12 protein-coding genes and 1 riboswitch are annotated in these 18,042 nt (G+C 40.6%); of the genes, 5 read left to right on the forward strand and 7 right to left on the reverse strand.

Going from position 1 to position 18,042, the window contains the following annotated elements; translation table 11 throughout:
- Window positions 1-137: 137 nt before the first annotated feature.
- Both putA and AAEY57_RS01430 read left to right on the forward strand, forming a co-directional pair.
- Window positions 138-3,941, forward strand: coding sequence for a bifunctional proline dehydrogenase/L-glutamate gamma-semialdehyde dehydrogenase PutA (putA, locus tag AAEY57_RS01425; RefSeq protein ID WP_013464326.1), 3,804 nt, complete (start codon window positions 138-140; stop codon window positions 3,939-3,941).
- A gap of 110 nt (window positions 3,942-4,051) precedes the next feature.
- Window positions 4,052-5,248, forward strand: coding sequence for a cyclic di-GMP phosphodiesterase (locus AAEY57_RS01430; protein ID WP_024601878.1), 1,197 nt, complete (start codon window positions 4,052-4,054; stop codon window positions 5,246-5,248).
- Between the two features lie 7 nt (window positions 5,249-5,255).
- Here the strand turns inward: AAEY57_RS01430 and AAEY57_RS01435 are convergent, their stop codons facing one another.
- The 6 genes from AAEY57_RS01435 to AAEY57_RS01460 all read right to left on the reverse strand — a co-directional run bounded on the left by AAEY57_RS01435 (window position 5,256) and on the right by AAEY57_RS01460 (window position 10,657).
- On the reverse strand, window positions 5,256-6,263 hold the full coding sequence (locus AAEY57_RS01435; RefSeq protein WP_350605856.1) for a general secretion pathway protein GspB: 1,008 nt from the start codon (window positions 6,261-6,263) through the stop codon (window positions 5,256-5,258).
- Between the two features lie 11 nt (window positions 6,264-6,274).
- Complete coding sequence (locus AAEY57_RS01440; RefSeq protein WP_350605859.1) at window positions 6,275-7,192, reverse strand: ExeA family protein; 918 nt, start codon at window positions 7,190-7,192, stop codon at window positions 6,275-6,277.
- Between the two features lie 153 nt (window positions 7,193-7,345).
- Window positions 7,346-7,861, reverse strand: coding sequence for an Lcl C-terminal domain-containing protein (locus tag AAEY57_RS01445; protein WP_350605861.1), 516 nt, complete (start codon window positions 7,859-7,861; stop codon window positions 7,346-7,348).
- A 10-nt stretch (window positions 7,862-7,871) separates the two neighbouring features.
- A complete protein-coding gene (locus tag AAEY57_RS01450; RefSeq protein WP_350605864.1) occupies window positions 7,872-9,518 on the reverse strand; it encodes an Lcl C-terminal domain-containing protein in 1,647 nt (548 codons plus the stop codon).
- A 66-nt stretch (window positions 9,519-9,584) separates the two neighbouring features.
- Window positions 9,585-9,917 carry a hypothetical protein gene (locus AAEY57_RS01455; RefSeq protein WP_013464320.1) on the reverse strand — a complete coding sequence of 111 codons (333 nt, stop codon included), beginning with the start codon at window positions 9,915-9,917 and terminating at the stop codon, window positions 9,585-9,587.
- 35 nt (window positions 9,918-9,952) lie between these two features.
- Window positions 9,953-10,657, reverse strand: coding sequence for a DUF2982 domain-containing protein (locus AAEY57_RS01460; protein ID WP_350605866.1), 705 nt, complete (start codon window positions 10,655-10,657; stop codon window positions 9,953-9,955).
- A gap of 247 nt (window positions 10,658-10,904) precedes the next feature.
- On the opposite strand from AAEY57_RS01460, the gene AAEY57_RS01465 reads away from it, so the two are divergent.
- The 3 genes from AAEY57_RS01465 (at window position 10,905) to msrA (ending at window position 15,672) form a co-directional block, all read left to right on the forward strand.
- Complete coding sequence (locus tag AAEY57_RS01465; RefSeq protein WP_350605869.1) at window positions 10,905-11,957, forward strand: efflux RND transporter periplasmic adaptor subunit; 1,053 nt, start codon at window positions 10,905-10,907, stop codon at window positions 11,955-11,957.
- A 3-nt stretch (window positions 11,958-11,960) separates the two neighbouring features.
- Window positions 11,961-15,059 (forward strand): efflux RND transporter permease subunit, encoded by a 3,099-nt coding sequence (locus AAEY57_RS01470; protein ID WP_350605871.1) that lies wholly within the window; start codon window positions 11,961-11,963, stop codon window positions 15,057-15,059.
- Between the two features lie 76 nt (window positions 15,060-15,135).
- Window positions 15,136-15,672 (forward strand): peptide-methionine (S)-S-oxide reductase MsrA, encoded by a 537-nt coding sequence (msrA, locus tag AAEY57_RS01475; RefSeq protein WP_138627645.1) that lies wholly within the window; start codon window positions 15,136-15,138, stop codon window positions 15,670-15,672.
- A gap of 66 nt (window positions 15,673-15,738) precedes the next feature.
- Here the strand turns inward: msrA and AAEY57_RS01480 are convergent, their stop codons facing one another.
- Window positions 15,739-17,589, reverse strand: coding sequence for a TonB-dependent receptor domain-containing protein (locus tag AAEY57_RS01480; RefSeq protein ID WP_138627648.1), 1,851 nt, complete (start codon window positions 17,587-17,589; stop codon window positions 15,739-15,741).
- A gap of 37 nt (window positions 17,590-17,626) precedes the next feature.
- Window positions 17,627-17,792, reverse strand: a riboswitch (cobalamin riboswitch).
- Window positions 17,793-18,042: the final 250 nt, after the last annotated feature.

The following is an 18,042-nucleotide window of genomic DNA, read 5'->3' on the forward strand; positions in this document are numbered from 1 at the left end:
GCCCTGTAAATTATCGTAAAACGGCAAAATTAACCAGCATATTCTGCTGGATTTTAATTAGAATGCACGCTTTACACCAACAACATTTAGCGGTAATTAACAATTACCCTAAGTCTTAACACTCCTGAGGGTTGCTTATGTTATTCAATGGCGATTTAACAACGACTTGTCCGATCAGACAAAAGATCCGTGACTTCTACCGTATAGATGAAAATGCGGTTATTGATCACATTTTACCACTTGCAGAAGTCGGTGTTAAAGCACGAAGCCGTGCATGGGAAAGAGCTCGCCAAATAGTTTTAAACATTCGTAAAGACCAAGACGGTCAAAGCGGTGTTGATGCGCTATTAAATGAATTTTCACTATCGAGTGAAGAGGGTGTGGTATTAATGTGTTTAGCCGAAGCGCTGCTTCGTGTTCCTGATAAAGCAACTCAAGAAACATTAATACGTGATAAATTAGCAAACGGCGATTGGAGCTCTCACTTAGGTAGTAGTGACTCTTTATTCGTTAATGCCTCGTCTTGGGGATTATTAGTAACCGGTAAAATGGTTAACTATAACGATAAGACTAAAGAGCAACAGTTTGGCATACTCAAAAAAACCATTGGTCGTTTAGGCGAGCCAGTTATACGTAAGTCTGTTAACTTTGCTATGAAGATAATGGGCAAACAGTTCGTAATGGGTCGTACCATTAACGAAGCGATTGAGCGTGCTGCTGAAAAAGAGCAAAAAGGCTATGTATATTCTTACGATATGCTAGGCGAAGGTGCTCGCACAATGAAAGACGCCAAGCGTTACTTTGATAGCTACATGAATGCGATTCATGCTATCGGTAAAGCCGCAAATGGCCGTGGTCCAATAAAAAGCCCAGGTATTTCTGTAAAGTTATCGGCTATTCACCCTCGATATGAGTTCACTCATAGAGAGCGTGTAATGGAAGAAATCGTTCCAAAACTAAAAGAGCTAGCCCTTGCCGCTAAAAAATACGATATCGGCTTTACTGTTGATGCTGAAGAAGCTGACCGTTTAGATATTTCTCTTGATGTTATTGAGGCAGTATTTAGCGATGACGATTTAGGCGATTGGCAAGGTTTTGGTTTAGCGGTTCAGGCTTATCAAAAACGCGCTATTTTTGTTATTGAATGGCTAACCGACCTAGCAACTCGTGTGGGTCGAAAAATGATGGTGCGTTTAGTAAAAGGCGCATACTGGGATACAGAAATCAAAACCACACAACAAGATGGTTTAGATTATTTCCCGGTGTTTACCCGTAAAGCAACCACGGATGTATCATATAAAGCGTGTGCGATTAAAATGCTTGAAGCACGTGATGTACTTTACCCGCAATTTGCAACACACAACGCCTACACCGCAGCGACTATTTTAGAAGTAGCCAAAGGTGATAACCAAGGTTTTGAATTCCAACGTCTTCACGGTATGGGTGAATCTTTATTTGACCAAATCGTTGATGAAGAAAAAATTCAGTGCCGCGTATACGCACCGGTCGGCCAACACGAAGACCTGCTTGCTTACCTTGTGCGTCGTTTACTAGAAAACGGCGCTAACTCGTCATTTGTAAATGCCATTGTAGATACCACACAACCGGTTGAAGCATTATTGCCAGATCCTGTTGAAACACTGCAAGGTTTACGTAATAAATACAACACACAGATAAAAATGCCAATTGATTTATACGGTGAAGAACGTGCCAATTCAAAAGGTATGGACTTAACTGATATTAACGTGATCACCCCGTTTAAAGAAAATTTAGACACTTGGTTTGAAGAGCATTTAATTGATGAAAGCCAAGTACCAGAGGGCGCGTTGGCAGTTAAAAACCCTGCAAACCATAAAGAAATTATTGGCCATATAAAATTACAAAATAGCGATGAAATGAAAGTGTTGCTAGCCAACGCTGAAACCGCATTTGAATCATGGTCACAAACACCGGTAAAAGAGCGCGCCAATTTATTACGTCGCGTTGCTGATATTTTAGAGCGCCATCACGATGAGCTTGTTGCTATCTGTATTAAAGAAGCAGGTAAAGTAGCACAAGATGGTATTGATGAAGTACGTGAAGCCGTTGATTTTTGTCGTTACTACGCAGCCCGTGCTGAAGAGCTTGCGCAAGATGAGCGCTTTGAAGCCCGTGGTGTTATTTTATGTATTAGCCCATGGAACTTCCCGCTCGCTATTTTCTTGGGTCAAGTTGCAGCGGCCATAGTTACTGGTAACACGGTTATTGCAAAACCAGCAGAGCAAACCAGCTTAATCGCACTACGTGCCATTGAATTAATGCTATCAGTTGGTTTACCTGAGCACGTTGTACAACCTGTCATTGCTCGCGGTAGCGAAGTAGGTAAAACCATTGTTCCTGATGAGCGTATTCAAGCTGTTATGTTTACTGGTTCAACTGAAACGGGCACGCTTATCTCGCAAACATTAGCGGCACGTAACGATATTCAGGTGCCTTTAATTGCAGAGACTGGCGGCCAAAACTGTATGATTGTTGACTCAACAGCGCTTCCTGAGCAAGTTGTTGATGATGTTATCAGTTCTGGTTTCCAAAGTGCAGGTCAACGCTGTTCAGCATTACGCGTACTCTTTATTCAAGAAGACGTAGCTGATGGCATTATCGATATGCTTAAAGGCGCACTTGCTGAGTTGCATATTGGCGACCCATCATTACTCTCTACAGACGTAGGCCCAGTAATAGATGAAAAAGCGCTTAAAACACTCAACGACCATGTTGAATACCTCAAGGGTAATGCAACACTTCACTATGAGTGTAAAATTCCTGATAACAGCGAAAATGGCGCATTTTTCTTTGCGCCACGTTTATACGAAATTAAAGACTTATCGGTATTGAAACGTGAAGTATTTGGCCCGTGTGTGCATGTTATCCGCTTTAAATCGAGTGAGCTTGATAGTGTTGTCGACCAAATCAACAACACGGGTTACGGCTTAACAATGGGTATCCATTCTCGCATTGAAGAGCGCTGTGAACATTTAGCGAAAATGTCGCGTGCAGGTAACGTATACATCAACCGTAATATGATTGGTGCCATTGTTGGCGTGCAACCGTTTGGTGGCCGTGGACTCTCTGGTACTGGCCCTAAAGCCGGTGGACCAAACTACCTACAACGCCTAATAAAAGAAAAAGCTTCACCAGATAACGTACAAATGACTAACCTAACGCCAGATGAGCTTGATTTACACCACTACAGTGGCGCAAATGAGCAAGTAGAAAAGCTGATGGTTAACTCTATGCGCGATGAAAAAATCTGGCGTGCAACGCCACTGAATGATCGTGTTTCTGCGGTACGTCAGTTATTAGCGAAAGTAGCGACGGTTGAAATTATTGACGACCTCGCGGACGATTTAGCGTTAACACTTGCCGATGCACGTGCTCAGTTAAACCGCTTAGAAAAGCACATGCGTAAATATACAACATTGCCAGGGCCAACAGGTGAGTCGAATACACTTCACCTTGAAGCTCGGGGTTGTGTGGTTTGTTACGCAGATAAAAGCACCTCATTTAACTTTTGGGCACTGTCTATTATTACCGCACTAGCGGCTGGTAATACGGTAATTACTGTTGCATCTGAAATATTTTACGACGAAGCGGTTGCCTTTAGAGATAAGTTTATTGCAACCGGCGTTGCTGAAGGTGTTTTCCAAGTAGCTAAACCAAACCAGTTACAAGCTATATTGGCACACCCTCACCTAGCGGGTGCGGTAGTTGCTGCACGTTCTTCTCGCTTAGGCTACTTCAGCCAACAGCTTGCACAACGTAAAGGCGCAATACTGCCAGTGATCAGCTCAGAGTATTACGACACGCTAATTAAGCGCTTAATTACTGAAAAAACAATCAGTATCGATACAACGGCATCAGGCGGTAACACCTCGTTGATGACGCTTGTTGAAGATGATGAATAGAAAATAGTCATCATTTAATTAAAAAGGCATCAATTTGATGCCTTTTTTTATTTCTAAATGTGAATTTATTTGTTACTTTCTCTAATCATATTTGTTAATTAGAGTTCACTTTGAAAACCATTCCTACTACACAGCTAAAACCTGGTATGTTTGTACAAAAAGTTGTTAAGCAAACTGGCAATATTAGAATAAAAAACCAAGGCTGGGTTAAAACTCAAAGTGGAATTGATAAATTAATAAAATCTGGCATTTTAGAGGTTGAAATCGATCCTGATAAAATGCTCACCTCTGAAGAATCTGAAACACAACCAACGCCTGCTACTAATCACGAAATCAAAAAGCGCGATCCATGGTTAATAACCCACAGCGCTGAGCAAGAAATGAGTAAAGCTAAAAAGCTTTATGATGAAGCAAAAAACTTACAAACCAAAGCATTTGGCGATATAGAATCTGGCCGCACTGTTGATGTTGCTCCTTTTAGGGAGCTTGCTAGCGGGTTTATTGACTCCGTATTTAGAAATCAAGATGCGCTGGCGTGCATTACGCAAATGCGCCAAAAAGATGCCTATTTATTAGAGCACTCGATAAATGTGTCTATTTTAATGAGTATTTTTGCAAAACATCTCAATATTGAAAAACCAATCATTGAAGAACTTGCAACAGGTGCCCTATTGCATGATATGGGAAAAATAAAAATACCTGACGCGATTCTCAACAAACCAGGTCGCTACAGTGACGAAGAATTTAAAGTGATGCAAAACCATGCGCGCTTTAGCAAAGAAATACTAGAAGACGCAGGATTAACGGGGATTGCTGTTGATATCGCAGGTATGCACCATGAGCGCTTAGATGGTAAAGGCTACCCTTTTGGTAAAAAGGGCGATGAAATAAGCCAGTACGTTCGTATGGCCTCTATTGTTGATGTATATGATGCATTAACCGCTGAACGCGTTTATAAAGCGGGTATGGAGCCAATTAAGGCGTTTAAAATATTAAAACAAGGTTGCCCAGATAGCTTTGATGGCGTGCTACTTAATAAGTTTATTCAATGCATTGGTATTCACCCAGTGGGCACGCTGGTAAAACTTTCCAGCCAAAAAGTGGGGCTGGTGACCCAAAGTAATCCTGCAACACCATTAAAACCAGTCGTAAAAACGTTTTTTAATGCCAAACATGGGCGTTACACTGAAGTTCAAGATATTGACTTATCAAGCAAAAGAACACAAGACACGCTTGAATCAGCAGTGAAACCCAAAGAATATAATATAGATTTAGAGGGTTTTTATAAGCACTCTATCTTTAGTTAATTGGCCACTACTGTGGCCAATCTTGCAGAGCTTTTAAGCTAAACTCATAGCCATCAAAATCAAGTACGCTCTGATCCGGTGCTATTTCTAGCACCCTCAATGCACCAATAGACTCCCCTTCATATAGCTCTCTGCCATTGAGTTTTATCCAGCGCTTATCTGCTGTCGACGAATAAATATGTGCCTGATATTTAATGCTTGGCAACATACTTTGTAAGCCATCCGGCAGTAGCTCAACGGGTTGTACCCGTGATGAATGACGAGAGCCTTGAGTTACTTCGTAGTCGGTTGTTGTCTCTGTGTCATTAACAGCTTGCGCAAACGCATTTTTAAGCGTGTCGGGAACCGTATCTAGTTCAGCGGTTGATTCTGGCTGGGCAGGCACATTTTGATTAAGTGGTTTACCTAACACTTTGTATTTACTCAACTCATCGGCACTGAGTGTTCTTTTCGTTGATTGAGTTGGTACGCTTTTCGGTTGGTTGCTCGGTGATTGAAAACTAGATGAAACGTTACTCTGCGCCGAGAAATTTTGCGTTTGCCCTTGAGACGCTTGATTAACGCTCATAGGTAAATATTGCCCTTGTGGCGTAAGCAACATTTGCTGTACACCCGTTGGGGTTTGTACATAAACCAATTGCCCTGCCAGTGGCACAGAATTGTTAGGCGCTGTTGTAACAAGGGGCGCTTGAGGGTTTGTTACTGCTTGAGCAACCGTTTTTTGTACTTCCTCTGGGCTTGTTGGTTTTTCTACTACTGCTGAGTCTTTTTGACTAAGGTCATTTTGAACAACCTCATTTTTTACGGCTACATTTTCTTGTTGCAGCCACTTACCGACAAAAAAGCCACTGGTCAATATACCCGTCGCCAATAAACTTCCGGCGAGTAAAAAACTAATTCGACGATAGGTCATCAACTGGTGTTGTTGTTTTAATTGTTGCACTTGCAAGTCATATTGCTCTGCGCTCATGGTATCGTGCTTTGACTGCTTTAACGCATCTAATAAATAAGACATGAATCACCTAACTAAAGAATAAATGACAGGCCAATTCCTGCACAAAAAAGCATTAACGCAGCAGCACTATAAGGCCAAATCGAACCTGTTTTACTCACCTTATTATTTGTGGCAATAAAGTCGATAGGTAAAGATTCACTCGCCGCTTGCTTAACAATATCACTGCCAACAATTTCTTGTTGTTTAGAAAATGCCCCTACTAATGCGCGTTCACACACCAGATTCATTAATCGTGGCACACCGCCAGTTAGCTGATGCACCATTTGCATCGCTTCCATTGAAAATATTTTCTTGTCACAACCTGCAATATGTAGCCGATGTTGAATATAAGCAATGGTTTGCCCTGGTGTTAGCGCTAACAAGTGATACCTAGCAGTAATACGCTGTGCCAGCTGTCTTAACTCATTTCGCTTTAGAAGTACCTGTAACTCAGGCTGCCCTACTAATACTATTTGTAATAACTTTTTATGGTCGGTTTCGATATTGGTTAATAACCGAAGTTGTTCAAGCACATCGGGGGCAAGCAACTGTGCTTCATCAATAATTAAAATAGTATGCCCCCCCGCTTTATTATTAAACTCAAGGTGCTTTTTAATCACATCCGTTAGACTCTTCAGCGTGGCATTTTTGGCGTCGTAAGTTATTTTTAATTCATCGCAAATACTGGCTAACAGTTCAAGTTCTGATAACGCAGGGTTATGGATCATGGCTACTTGGGTATTTTCAGGCAGTCGCTCTAACATACTACGTGTTATGGTGGTTTTACCTGTACCCACTTCACCTGTTAACAGCACAAAGCCACCGTCTTCACCTAGTCCATAGGTAAGGTGCGCTAATGCTTCTTTATGGCGTTCACTTAAAAATAAGTAGTGGGGATTAGGCGAAATTGAGAATGGCTTTTCTTGTAAACCAAAATAGCTTAAATACACCTTTATAGTCCTTGGTCGTTAATTCACGGTCTATAATGGCAAAAAAATAGCCTGGGTGACAACTACAACCAGGCTTTATTATTAAAATAGTATAAATAAAAAGGCTAACCGTAAATAAAAGAGCATTTTTAGATTCGCTAATATATTAATTAACTACTTCTCATAGCGTACTAGGCGTAAATATACGTTACTTGTTTTAGCATGTAAGCTATTTAAACCACTGGAAAATTGATAAACCCATGCCGAATTTATATTGCTAATACCCGAGGTATTAGACCAATAATTTTGCGACTGCGTTGCTAAAAAAATACCCGCATTAATACTTGGAACGGTACAACGGTGATCTACTATACTGGCTAACTCTTTAATACTCGGCACTTGCCAGTCGTTATAATTTGCCGTGGTGTCATTAAGTGCGCCTTTAAGTGAGGCCTGCCAGTTTAATGGTTGAGTATCACCATCGCAGCTAGTTGTTTCGCTATTATAAACTTGACCATAGTTACAGCGCTGCCACATTAGCCCTGTTTTAGTATCTGATACAGTGCCATCAATATTAATCACAAATCGGTCGGTATCATCGCTAGTCGCGACTTCCTGATAACACTGCTGCGCTGCAAGTGACTGGCATAATCCCAAAGCTAATAACATAGAGACTTTAATTAATTTCATAATAATCACCTTAACGATTTCTAACTAAGCGCACGTAAGCGGTATTATCTTTTGGATAGGCTAAATCATTGCCATCCATCATATCGATAGTGTAAGCCTGAGATAAACTGGCACCATCAACAGCCGTTTGCGAAGTCCAGTAGCGTAAATGCCCTACACTGTTAGTCGATGGTGTATTAGGGAAAAATGCAGTATCTATCAATACGTTTTGCCCTTGTTTACCGTAATCAATTAAACCTAAAAGTTCAGTATAAGTGGGTAAACGCCAGTTACTACCACCACAAAAATCAAGCGCATTAACTTCATCAATATAGGTTTGTAATCCGCAATCAGTATTGCTCGGGCACGTGGTATTAGCGCTACCATTTACATCGCCACCATTGACAGTCCCTTGCCAAATGTAACGGTTTTGCCCATCACGTAAAGTGGTATTTGGTAACACCCCGGAATAAGGGCTTTTTACTTCCCAAACAAGGCCGGTAGTATTATCACGAATACAGCTAAAGTTTTGCGCATCATCGAGAAGCTCATCGGCAAACTCATTAAGTTTGGTGTAATCAAAAGCCAGATTCCCTTTACCCACTTTACCTAAACGATTGGCAAAACTATCGCGCCCAAGATCAGCATCTTGAGCTGGAAATTCATCATTATTACAATTAATTCGCTGAGTATTGTTATAACACTCTCCTACTCCTGTATCATTTATTAACCCAAGCGCTTTGGGTGTTACATCAATAAATACGGTATCTGTGTCGGTGCGCCCTTTTAAGTCCATAACTTGTACTTCAAAGCTAAGCGTTGCATTTAAATCAATATCAGAGGCAAAAAAGCTGGCAGTACATGACTTCGGTTCAATCAGGGTTTCTGCATTACCGGTAAGTTGTTGCCACATACATTGATAAGATTGAGTTGCCGCTTCACTGGCTGTGGCATCTAAGATAACCTTATCAAACTCTTCTACTGTTTGATTAGCGCCTGCATCGGCAATAATCACTTGAGCTGTTTTATTAAGGGTCATATCAAATTGTGATGCAGATACTCCGCCCTCATCATCTGTTACGGTGAGCTGCCATTTTAAGTTGGTGTTATTTTCTAATAATGGATGAGAAAAACTAAGCGTAGGATTGGTATAGCTATCAATTGTTAAATCCGGCCCTGACAATAATTGCCACAAATAACTGCTAATTTCGCCATTTTCATCGGGGTCTGTGGAAGTTAAACCACTAAGGGTTACTGTATCCTTATAAACTGAGGGCAAGTTTGCAGGAGCAACTTGAGTAACAACAGCAAGAGGAAGCTGATTATTAGAGGCAATGAAAACGCTCAAATCGTCATTCACTAAACTGCCATCTGACGTTTGATAGCTAACTCTTAATACCAGTTCACTGTCAGACTTTACATCTGGTGCAGTAATGGTTTGTTCAGCCCCTTCAAGCGGAAACACATCTATAATAGGGCCACTTACACGCTGCCAAGTAAATGTACCATCTGCAGGAGAGCCTTTTGCAGAAATAGTAAACTCTGATTTTTCTACAACTTGAAGATCGTTACCTGCAAATACTGATGTTTTTATATCACTGTTATCAGCACCGCCTCCCCCTCCGCATGCAGCCAAAAGCAAACATGCCATAAGTGGTATTAACGAAATTGCTCTCATACTCAGCACCTTTTTGTCTTAAAATTATCTAATAAAACTATTAAGCAAAAAAAATGCCATTATAAATTATAAATAGCTATCTTGATGAATACGAACAAATAATTTAGTGCCAACTTTACTGTAATCTACTTTATATTCGCGGCCATCTAAGGATTGAATAAACAACAATTGTTTTTCTTCGCTAAATACATCAGCACTAGTGATATAAACAACGTCGAGGTAACGCTCTTTTGCATCTCGGCGGTTTTTTGGCAGTTCTTCTTTAAATGGCTCAAGACCATTGCCTGTTACTTTAATTTTAGGGTGAGTCTCACCATTAACAATCACTAAATCTAGTTTTCTGTCTTTATGTATTATGGTGTTTCGACCACTTTTAATGAAAGATCTGTCTTGGCTCATAGTTATTCCTAATCCCGCAGTGAGTGCTTATATTATTATTCACACTGCGACTTTATAAACTGAGAGGGATCGCGCTTCCATCTATTTAAATTTGCGCTAAATTCCCAAATATCACTTTCTATTACACTCGCTGGTAACAGTAAGTCATACCCTGTTAAAAGCTGAAGATGTTTAGCCCTATTAGCAAACATCGCTATGAGCCCATTATAGTCAATTCCTTTTTTTGACCTATATTTATTATCTTCAACTAACCATTCTGATGGGCAATGCCCATTTTTGCAATTTTTTTGAACAACTTGCATAAAGAAATGTCGCTGCTCTATCAACAATTTACCCGCAATTCTTGGAGCTAAAGCAGACAAGAATGAATCTATATCATTTAACTTAATACCAATCGCATTAAGCTCAAGGTAATCAATGCCATTATCAACCTTAGGTATACCACAATGGTGCAAATTCTCTGGGTGTAAATGCCATTGTCCATACTTATGCTGATATATTAATTGCTGCTCAGTTAAAATAATACTATAAAAAGGTTCTTGTGTTTTAAAAAAGCCAATTAAAATTGCAGCAATACATAAACTTACTAAAAAAATTTCGATAATACTTATTTCGCCTGGGCGTAATAAATTAAACAGCATGATAATAATCAAGCCAATGCTGCCGACCACTAATATTTCAATTCCATTTTTAGCGCCTTGCGCTCGGTAATTTAGTATTTGTTTATTTATATTAGCCATACTGAAAAAACGCCATATAAAATATAAACATAATAATAGCCCACAATGCTAACTTTCTCAGCGTTAAACAGCGTTTGCATGATGTTTTAAAGCTCATCAATTAACTCCCATTATTACTGTTAAATATGCGCAATGACTAAGTATCAGTTATTTTTACGCTTAACGCACAAATTAATGAGATACATAACCGCCTTTTTTTGTCCTGATTTCGTACAATACTTATAATCTATTTTCAGGTATGAAAACAATGCACTCTAAACAATCAGGTAAAGCCTTATTTCCATTTATTATTTCGTTACTAATAATTTTTAGCGTTTATTTGTATTTTCCCGCATCACAGGGCGAGCAAGCCAATTACTCGGCAATGACAACGCAAGTCTCTGCCCACACGGTAAGATCGCAAGAAAACGCAATTATGATTGAAGCCATTGGCAGTGCTCGTGCTAATCAGGCTATCTACATTAAAAGCGCCCAAAACGATTATGTCACTAGCATTTACTTTGAAGATGGCGACTTGGTCAGCAAAGGACAAAAATTAGTACAACTGCAAAACCAACAAGAACAATTTGCAGTAAAAGAACTTAGCATTAATTTACAAGAAGAAAAACGTCAATTAGCCAGACTGACCGAGCTTTCTCGCTCGCAAGCGACGGCCAAGTCATTGCTTGAAGAACAACTCGCTCGCGTTGATGCCAGCGAAGCACAACTTGAAAGTGCTAAAACCAAACTCAATGAAATGGCCATCACCGCGCCTTTTTCTGGGTTACTGGGGAAACGCGAAATATCGGTGGGTGCGTATATTAACAATAGTACTGTGATCACAACCCTCGATGACATTAGTATTATAAAAGTTGATTTTAAAGTGCCTGAAAAGTATTTAGCTCAACTGAAAAACGGAATGATTGTTCGCACTCAAAACGATGCTTACCCTGATCAAACCTTCAGCGGTAAAGTAACCCATATAAGCTCACGTATCGACTCAATCACTCGCAGTGTAGAAGTAACAGCCAGTTTTGCTAATAAATCAGGTTTACTTCGCCCAGGTATGTTGCTTAAAACTGCACTAGAGCTAAGCAGTAACCAAGCGCTGATGGTGCCTGAAAAGGCCATTATTCCTCTGCAAGATAAGCATTACGTTTTTCAAATTGAAGATGGCATAGCAAACCGTAAAGAAGTAAATGTTGCAAGTAGAAATAATGGCTGGGTTGCGATAGACAAAGGGTTAAGTAATGGCGAGCAAATTGTTACCGAGGGAATAATTAAAATTCGCTCAGGTAGTAAAGTAAGCGTTAAGGGGTAACACGTGAAAATTACCGATACTAGCGTCAAACGCCCCGTTTTTGCGATTGTTATTAACTTACTGTTACTCACATTTGGCTTAGTTGCTTTTAGCATGTTGCCTTTGCGAGAGTATCCAGATATTGAAACACCGATTGTAAATATTAGTACTGAATATACCGGTGCATCTGCCGAAATTATTGAAACAAAAATAACGCAAGTTATTGAAAATCGTATTTCGGGCATTGAAGGTATTAAAAGTATTAACTCATCGAGTCGTAATGGCCGCTCAAACATTACCATTGAGTTTAATATTAACCGCGACATAGACGATGCCTCTAACGATGTACGTGAACGTGTTGCACGGGCATTAGACAGCCTACCAGAGCAAGTACGCCCTCCTGAAGTATCAAAATCAAATAGTGACGAAAGCCCTATCGCGTGGTTTGTACTTAACAGTGAAACCATGGATTCATTGCAGCTTTCTGATTATGCACAGCGTTTTATTGTCGACCGTTTGGCCGTTGTTGATGGTGTATCAAATGTGCGTATTGGGGGAGAGCGAAAGTATGCTATGAAAGTATGGCTTAACCGCCAAGCGATGGCAGCTCGTGGCATTACCTCCAGTGATATAGAGCAAACACTGCGTAGTGAAAATGTAGAACTTCCGGCCGGTGAAATTGAATCAGTTGATCGTGATTTTACCGTTCGCACTGCCCGCAGCTATAAAAACCAACGTGATTTTCAAAACCTAGTTATTAAACGAGGTGAAGATGGTTATTTAGTGCGTCTAGGCGAAGTGGCTGACGTAAAACTAGAAGCCGCCGATGATGAAAGTTTATTCCGAGGTAATGGCCGTAATATGATTGGTATGGGTATTGTTAAACAAGCCAAAGCCAATACCCTAACTGTGGTTGATAACGCCCGCAGTGAACTGGAAAAAATAAAACGTAATTTACCTGAAGGCACCACCATAGAAGACAGTTATGATTCTTCGGTATTTATTAAAGAGTCAATTAATGAGGTTTATAAAACTTTAGCAATTTCTATGGGGTTAGTCGTGCTTATTATCTTTATATTTTTAGGTAACATTCGCGCCACTCTTATTCCCGCGGTCACAGTACCGGTCGCCCTAGTCAGTAGTTTCATGTTTTTATTAGCAATGGGTTATTCAATTAACTTATTAACTCTACTAGCACTGGTGTTAGCAATAGGCTTAGTGGTCGATGATGCCATTGTAATGCTAGAGAATATTCACCGCCGTATTGAACTTGGTGAACCGCCTTTATTGGCAGCTTATCGCGGCGCACGTGAGGTGGGCTTTGCAATTATAGCCACCACCTTAGTGCTTATATCCGTGTTTGTACCATTAGTGTTTATGGAAGGACGAATTGGCGCACTATTTACAGAGTTTGCTATGGCAGTAAGTGCTGCCGTATTTTTCTCTAGTATCACTGCGTTGACACTCTCTCCGGCGCTGTGTTCAAAAGTGTTAAAGGCCTCTGAAAAAGAAAGTAAGTTTAGCCAAGTTATGGACCGTTTTTTTACTAAATTAGAAAATGGATACCGTAACGCTTTAGCGTCAAACATGACCCGTAAATGGGGCTTAATGCTGAGCTTAGTTTTGGCTGGGTTTGTTAGTTATTCATTATTTTTACAAATACCCTCAGAGCTGACGCCAAAAGAAGATCGTGGCACCTTCTTTGTGCTTATGAATGGCCCTGAAGGGGCAAGTTATGAAAATAACGCAGCTAATATGGCAAAAATTGAAGAGCGCTTGATGCCTTATTCTGAATCTGGCGAACTAAGTCGAGTGCTTGTTCGAGTCCCAGGTTGGGGTGGCAGTGGCGGCGTGGCTATTGTTGGCATGGCTGATTGGGATAAGCGCAAACGCTCAACATGGGAAGTCATGGATGAAATAAGCGGCAAAATGCAAGAGGTCACCGACGTTCGTGCATTTGCTATTATGCGCCGTGGTATTGGCGGAGGTGGTTCATCTCGCCCTATTGAATTTGTTTTGCAAGGTAATGATTATGCTCAACTTGCCGATTGGCGAGATAGAATTATTAAACGCGCTGAGAAAAACCCTGGATTAGTGCGTATTGATCATGATTATAAAGAAACCTTCCCTCAGTTTTTAGTCAGTATTGATAAAAATAAAGCCGCTGATTTAGGCGTATCAGTCTCTGATGTGGGTCGTACACTTGAAACCATGCTTGGCCAACGCCGTGTAACCACCTTTATTGACCGCGGTGAAGAATACGATGTAATTTTAAAGGGCACAAAACAAGACTTTGCCAACCCGACTGATATTTCAAATATTTACCTAAAATCACGTAGCGGAGAACTTGTTCCTCTTGATAGCCTTATTAGATTAAAAGAAGAAGCCACCGCCTCGCGTTTAAACCGCTATAACCGAATGCGTGCAATTACTTTAAGTGCCAACCTCGCTGATGGTTACACGCTAGAACAAGCACTAAACTTTTTAAACAAGGTTGCCACAGAGGAAAACGACATTGATGGTGCCATTGACTATAAAGGTGAGTCGCAATTGTTTTATGAAGGTGCCTCAGCCATGACCTATGTGTTTGTGCTGGCATTAACCGTGACCTTTTTAGTACTGGCAGCTCAGTTTGAAAGTTTTATGCATCCATTTGTTATTATGTTAACTGTGCCACTTGGTTTAATGGGTGCCATGTTTGGGCTGTGGAGTATGGGGTTAACGCTTAATATATACAGCCAAATAGGTATTGTTATGCTCATAGGGTTAAGTGCTAAAAACGGTATACTGATTGTTGAATTTACCAACCAGTTACGTGATAAAGGCGTAGAATTTAGTGAGGCCATTTTACAAGCGGCTACACAGCGTTTGCGCCCTATTATTATGACTTCCCTAACAACGGTTATGAGTGCCGTACCTTTGGTGTTGGCTTCCGGTCCAGGCTCGGAAAGTAGAATGGTAATTGGTGTGGTGGTATTTACAGGCGTAACGGTGGCAACCATACTAACTCTGTTTGTGGTGCCAGCCGCTTATTACGCACTAGCGCGAAATACACAATCACCTGAGTTTTTACAACAAAAACTTGATAAGCAAGCCGCTGAAAAACCGCTTAAAGAGATCTAAGTCACTCAGAGCGTCGTAACTAGCTGTTACGGCGCTTTATTCAGTGCACATATCCCTAACAATTGAGGAAGTACTTATGAGTTCGACCACACAAGTAGCAACACTCGGCGGCGGCTGTTTTTGGTGTATTGATGCAGCATTTAGGCGTGTAAAAGGTGTACTCAGTGTTTGCTCTGGTTATACTGGTGGACATACTGATAACCCAACCTACAAAACTATTTGCACTGGCAACAGTGGCCATGCAGAGGTAATTAAGGTTGAATTTGATGCCAGTGTTATCAGCTTTGAAACCTTACTCGCGATGTTTTTTACCCTACACGATGCCACACAACTAAATCGCCAAGGTAACGATATAGGCACTCAATACCGCAGCGTTGTGTATTATCATAATGAGCAACAACAAGTACAAACACAGGCAGTTATTGCAGAGCTGCGAAGTCATGTTAGCGAACCTATAGTGACTGAGGTGAGCCCAGCAACCACTTTTTACCCCGCAGAGCACTACCATCAGGACTATTACAATGAAAATCCTGAGCAGGGCTATTGCAGTATTTTAATTGCACCCAAATTACATAAGTTTGAAACCGAATTTAGCGAGTTTTTATCGGAATAAAGTGCTTTTAATAAATAGCCCAGCAATAAGCTGGGCTATTTGTTCCTTGGCAACTAGAATAAGTGACTAAAACTGATAATTTGCCCCTACAAAGAAAGTTCTTCCTGCGCTGTTATAACCTAATAGCTTACCACTGGCAGCAAAGCCCGTCGCAGCAGTAAAATATTCTTCATCAGTAATATTCTCTATTCGAGCAGCTAACGACAAATTATCTAGCAACTGGTAATTGGCTGCTATATTAAATACCGTATAAGCAGCGAGCTCCGAGTCATAATACGCAATCGAAGGACGCGATGAGCGATATTGCATATCCAAGCTGGCATCAAAATCACCCCATGTTTTAGCGAGTTGATAATTAAACGATTCAGAAGGTCTACGTGGTAAATCGGTATTCGTTTTTTCATCTGTAGCGTCTAAAAAGCTAAAATTAACCGAGTGTTCAAAGCCTAACGCTGAAAACTCTGCCGACAGCTCAAATCCCTGCATAGATACTTTATCTATGTTAGTGGCAATATATTTACCTGAGTCTGCATCATAATTATTACTAATCAAATTATTGATACGGTTATCGAAAATAGCAATATCATAACGGCCCCATTGGGTTTCTAAAGTTATACCAAGCTCATTATTTAACGCTTCTTCAGGTTTAATATTATTGTTTGGTAAATAGTACGGGCTGTTAGTCACAAACGCATTAATTAACGAAGGAGCTCTAAATGCAGTACCGTGATTTAAACGTAGTGTTACATAGTTATTTGCTTTGTAACCAAGTCCTGTACTGTAAGTGTTTGCACGGCCATGGAAGTCATAATCATCGGTTCTAACAACCGCATTTGCTAACCATTTGTTATGGCTATAAAACGCGCCTATAAACAACGCCTTATTATCGCGTTTTTCTTCTGATGACGTTGCTGACGAGTTTGATAAATCCTCAGATAAATAATTAAAGCCACCCGATATATCAAGTTCTTCAGTAAGGGTATAAAGCCCTCGATATTCAAACTCAACACGCTCTGTGCTATACACTTGCTGCACATCGGTACCTGTTTGGGTATTTTCTTCTTGCGAAACGCTCACCGAAGTACTTTGGCTATATATATCTGAGGCTTTCTTCCAGCCTAGCTTAGCGGTGTAATTTTCAAAGTCGTAGGCATCGTTACCCCATGCATTATCATATTGTGCTTCACCTTCACTGTACTGAGATTGCAGGCTCAATTGGCCTAGCTCAGCAAGTTCATAAGCTAAATTAAAGCCAATGTTTTTATTTTTGTAGCCATCATCATCATGATCTTTTGTGTACTCAGCCGCTGGATCTTTGCCAGTTACATCAAAACCATCCGTCTCTTCGTAGCCTAAATTATAATTAAAGCTAAGCGCCTCTTTTACAAGCCCACCAGCAAGCTGATAATTACTGTAGCTATGGCTGCCTAAAGTAGCCGAAAGCGAGTTATTTGAAGCTTTACGGGTGATAATATTAATTACTCCGGCTACCGCATCAGAGCCATAAATAGCAGCTCTTGACCCTTTAATAAGCTCAACACGCTCGATACTGTTAACTGGAATATTCGTCAGCGATACACTACCTGAACTTGCATCGCTCACTCTTACGCCATCAACCAATACTAAGGTATATTTAGCGCTGGCCCCGCGAACAAATATATCTGCCTTTTGACCTAACCCACCATTACGAACAATATCTATCCCAGCTATGGTATTTAATATTGCTGGTAAATCTCGGTAATTCGCTTTTTCAATATCAGCGCGCTCGATAACTGCAACACTTGCTAATACATCATTTATAGGTTGTTCAAATTTATTCGCAGTAACGGTTATTTTTTCAATGGTTTGTTCTGCAGCAGATACAGAAATAGAGAGTGCAGCCGAAATGGCCACACCCAATGCAGTTTTATTTAACATCATGTCCCCTATCTTTGCCCACCGCAAAGATGTTAGTAAGTAAGATTAAATCAAGGCCGGTCTCCGGACTCAGTTACCATAATTTAATACAGCATAACTTTACCGTTGCGGGGGCAGTGTTGGGATTGACTTCATCAATGAAAACGCACCAACTTCCCGATTATCCTACTAAAAAAATCACACCATTGAAGTGTTTAGCAAGCACCTTGAAAATAGGCTGCTATTGTTATCTGTTTACTAAAAAAAGTCAATGGACGTCTAAACATCCAAAAATCCAAAGATTCAGGGTTCGGGGTTCGGGGTTCGGGGTTCGGGGTTCGGGGTTCGGGGTTCGGGGTTCGGGGTTCGGTAATTATCATAGATTCAAAAATAAAAAAGCCAAACAATATAGCGTGTTTGGCTAAATACATGTTGCTTTGAACTAAGCGCCTATAGTGCCTAGCTCGAAACAAT

Source organism: Pseudoalteromonas sp. MER144-MNA-CIBAN-0113, assembly GCF_040308965.1.
Lineage (GTDB): Bacteria > Pseudomonadota > Gammaproteobacteria > Enterobacterales > Alteromonadaceae > Pseudoalteromonas > Pseudoalteromonas tetraodonis.

What these genes read in the sequence shown, in the direction of transcription:
- AAEY57_RS01445 (WP_350605861.1), bottom strand. Translation starts at nt 7,861, where the DNA reads ATGAAATTAATTAAAGTCTCTATGTTATTAGCTTTGGGATTATGCCAG.
- msrA (WP_138627645.1), top strand. Translation starts at nt 15,136, where the DNA reads ATGAGTTCGACCACACAAGTAGCAACACTCGGCGGCGGCTGTTTTTGG.
- AAEY57_RS01465 (WP_350605869.1), top strand. Translation starts at nt 10,905, where the DNA reads ATGCACTCTAAACAATCAGGTAAAGCCTTATTTCCATTTATTATTTCG.
- putA (WP_013464326.1), top strand. Translation starts at nt 138, where the DNA reads ATGTTATTCAATGGCGATTTAACAACGACTTGTCCGATCAGACAAAAG.
- AAEY57_RS01450 (WP_350605864.1), bottom strand. Translation starts at nt 9,518, where the DNA reads ATGAGAGCAATTTCGTTAATACCACTTATGGCATGTTTGCTTTTGGCT.
- AAEY57_RS01435 (WP_350605856.1), bottom strand. Translation starts at nt 6,263, where the DNA reads ATGTCTTATTTATTAGATGCGTTAAAGCAGTCAAAGCACGATACCATG.
- AAEY57_RS01480 (WP_138627648.1), bottom strand. Translation starts at nt 17,589, where the DNA reads ATGTTAAATAAAACTGCATTGGGTGTGGCCATTTCGGCTGCACTCTCT.
- AAEY57_RS01460 (WP_350605866.1), bottom strand. Translation starts at nt 10,657, where the DNA reads ATGGCTAATATAAATAAACAAATACTAAATTACCGAGCGCAAGGCGCT.
- AAEY57_RS01455 (WP_013464320.1), bottom strand. Translation starts at nt 9,917, where the DNA reads ATGAGCCAAGACAGATCTTTCATTAAAAGTGGTCGAAACACCATAATA.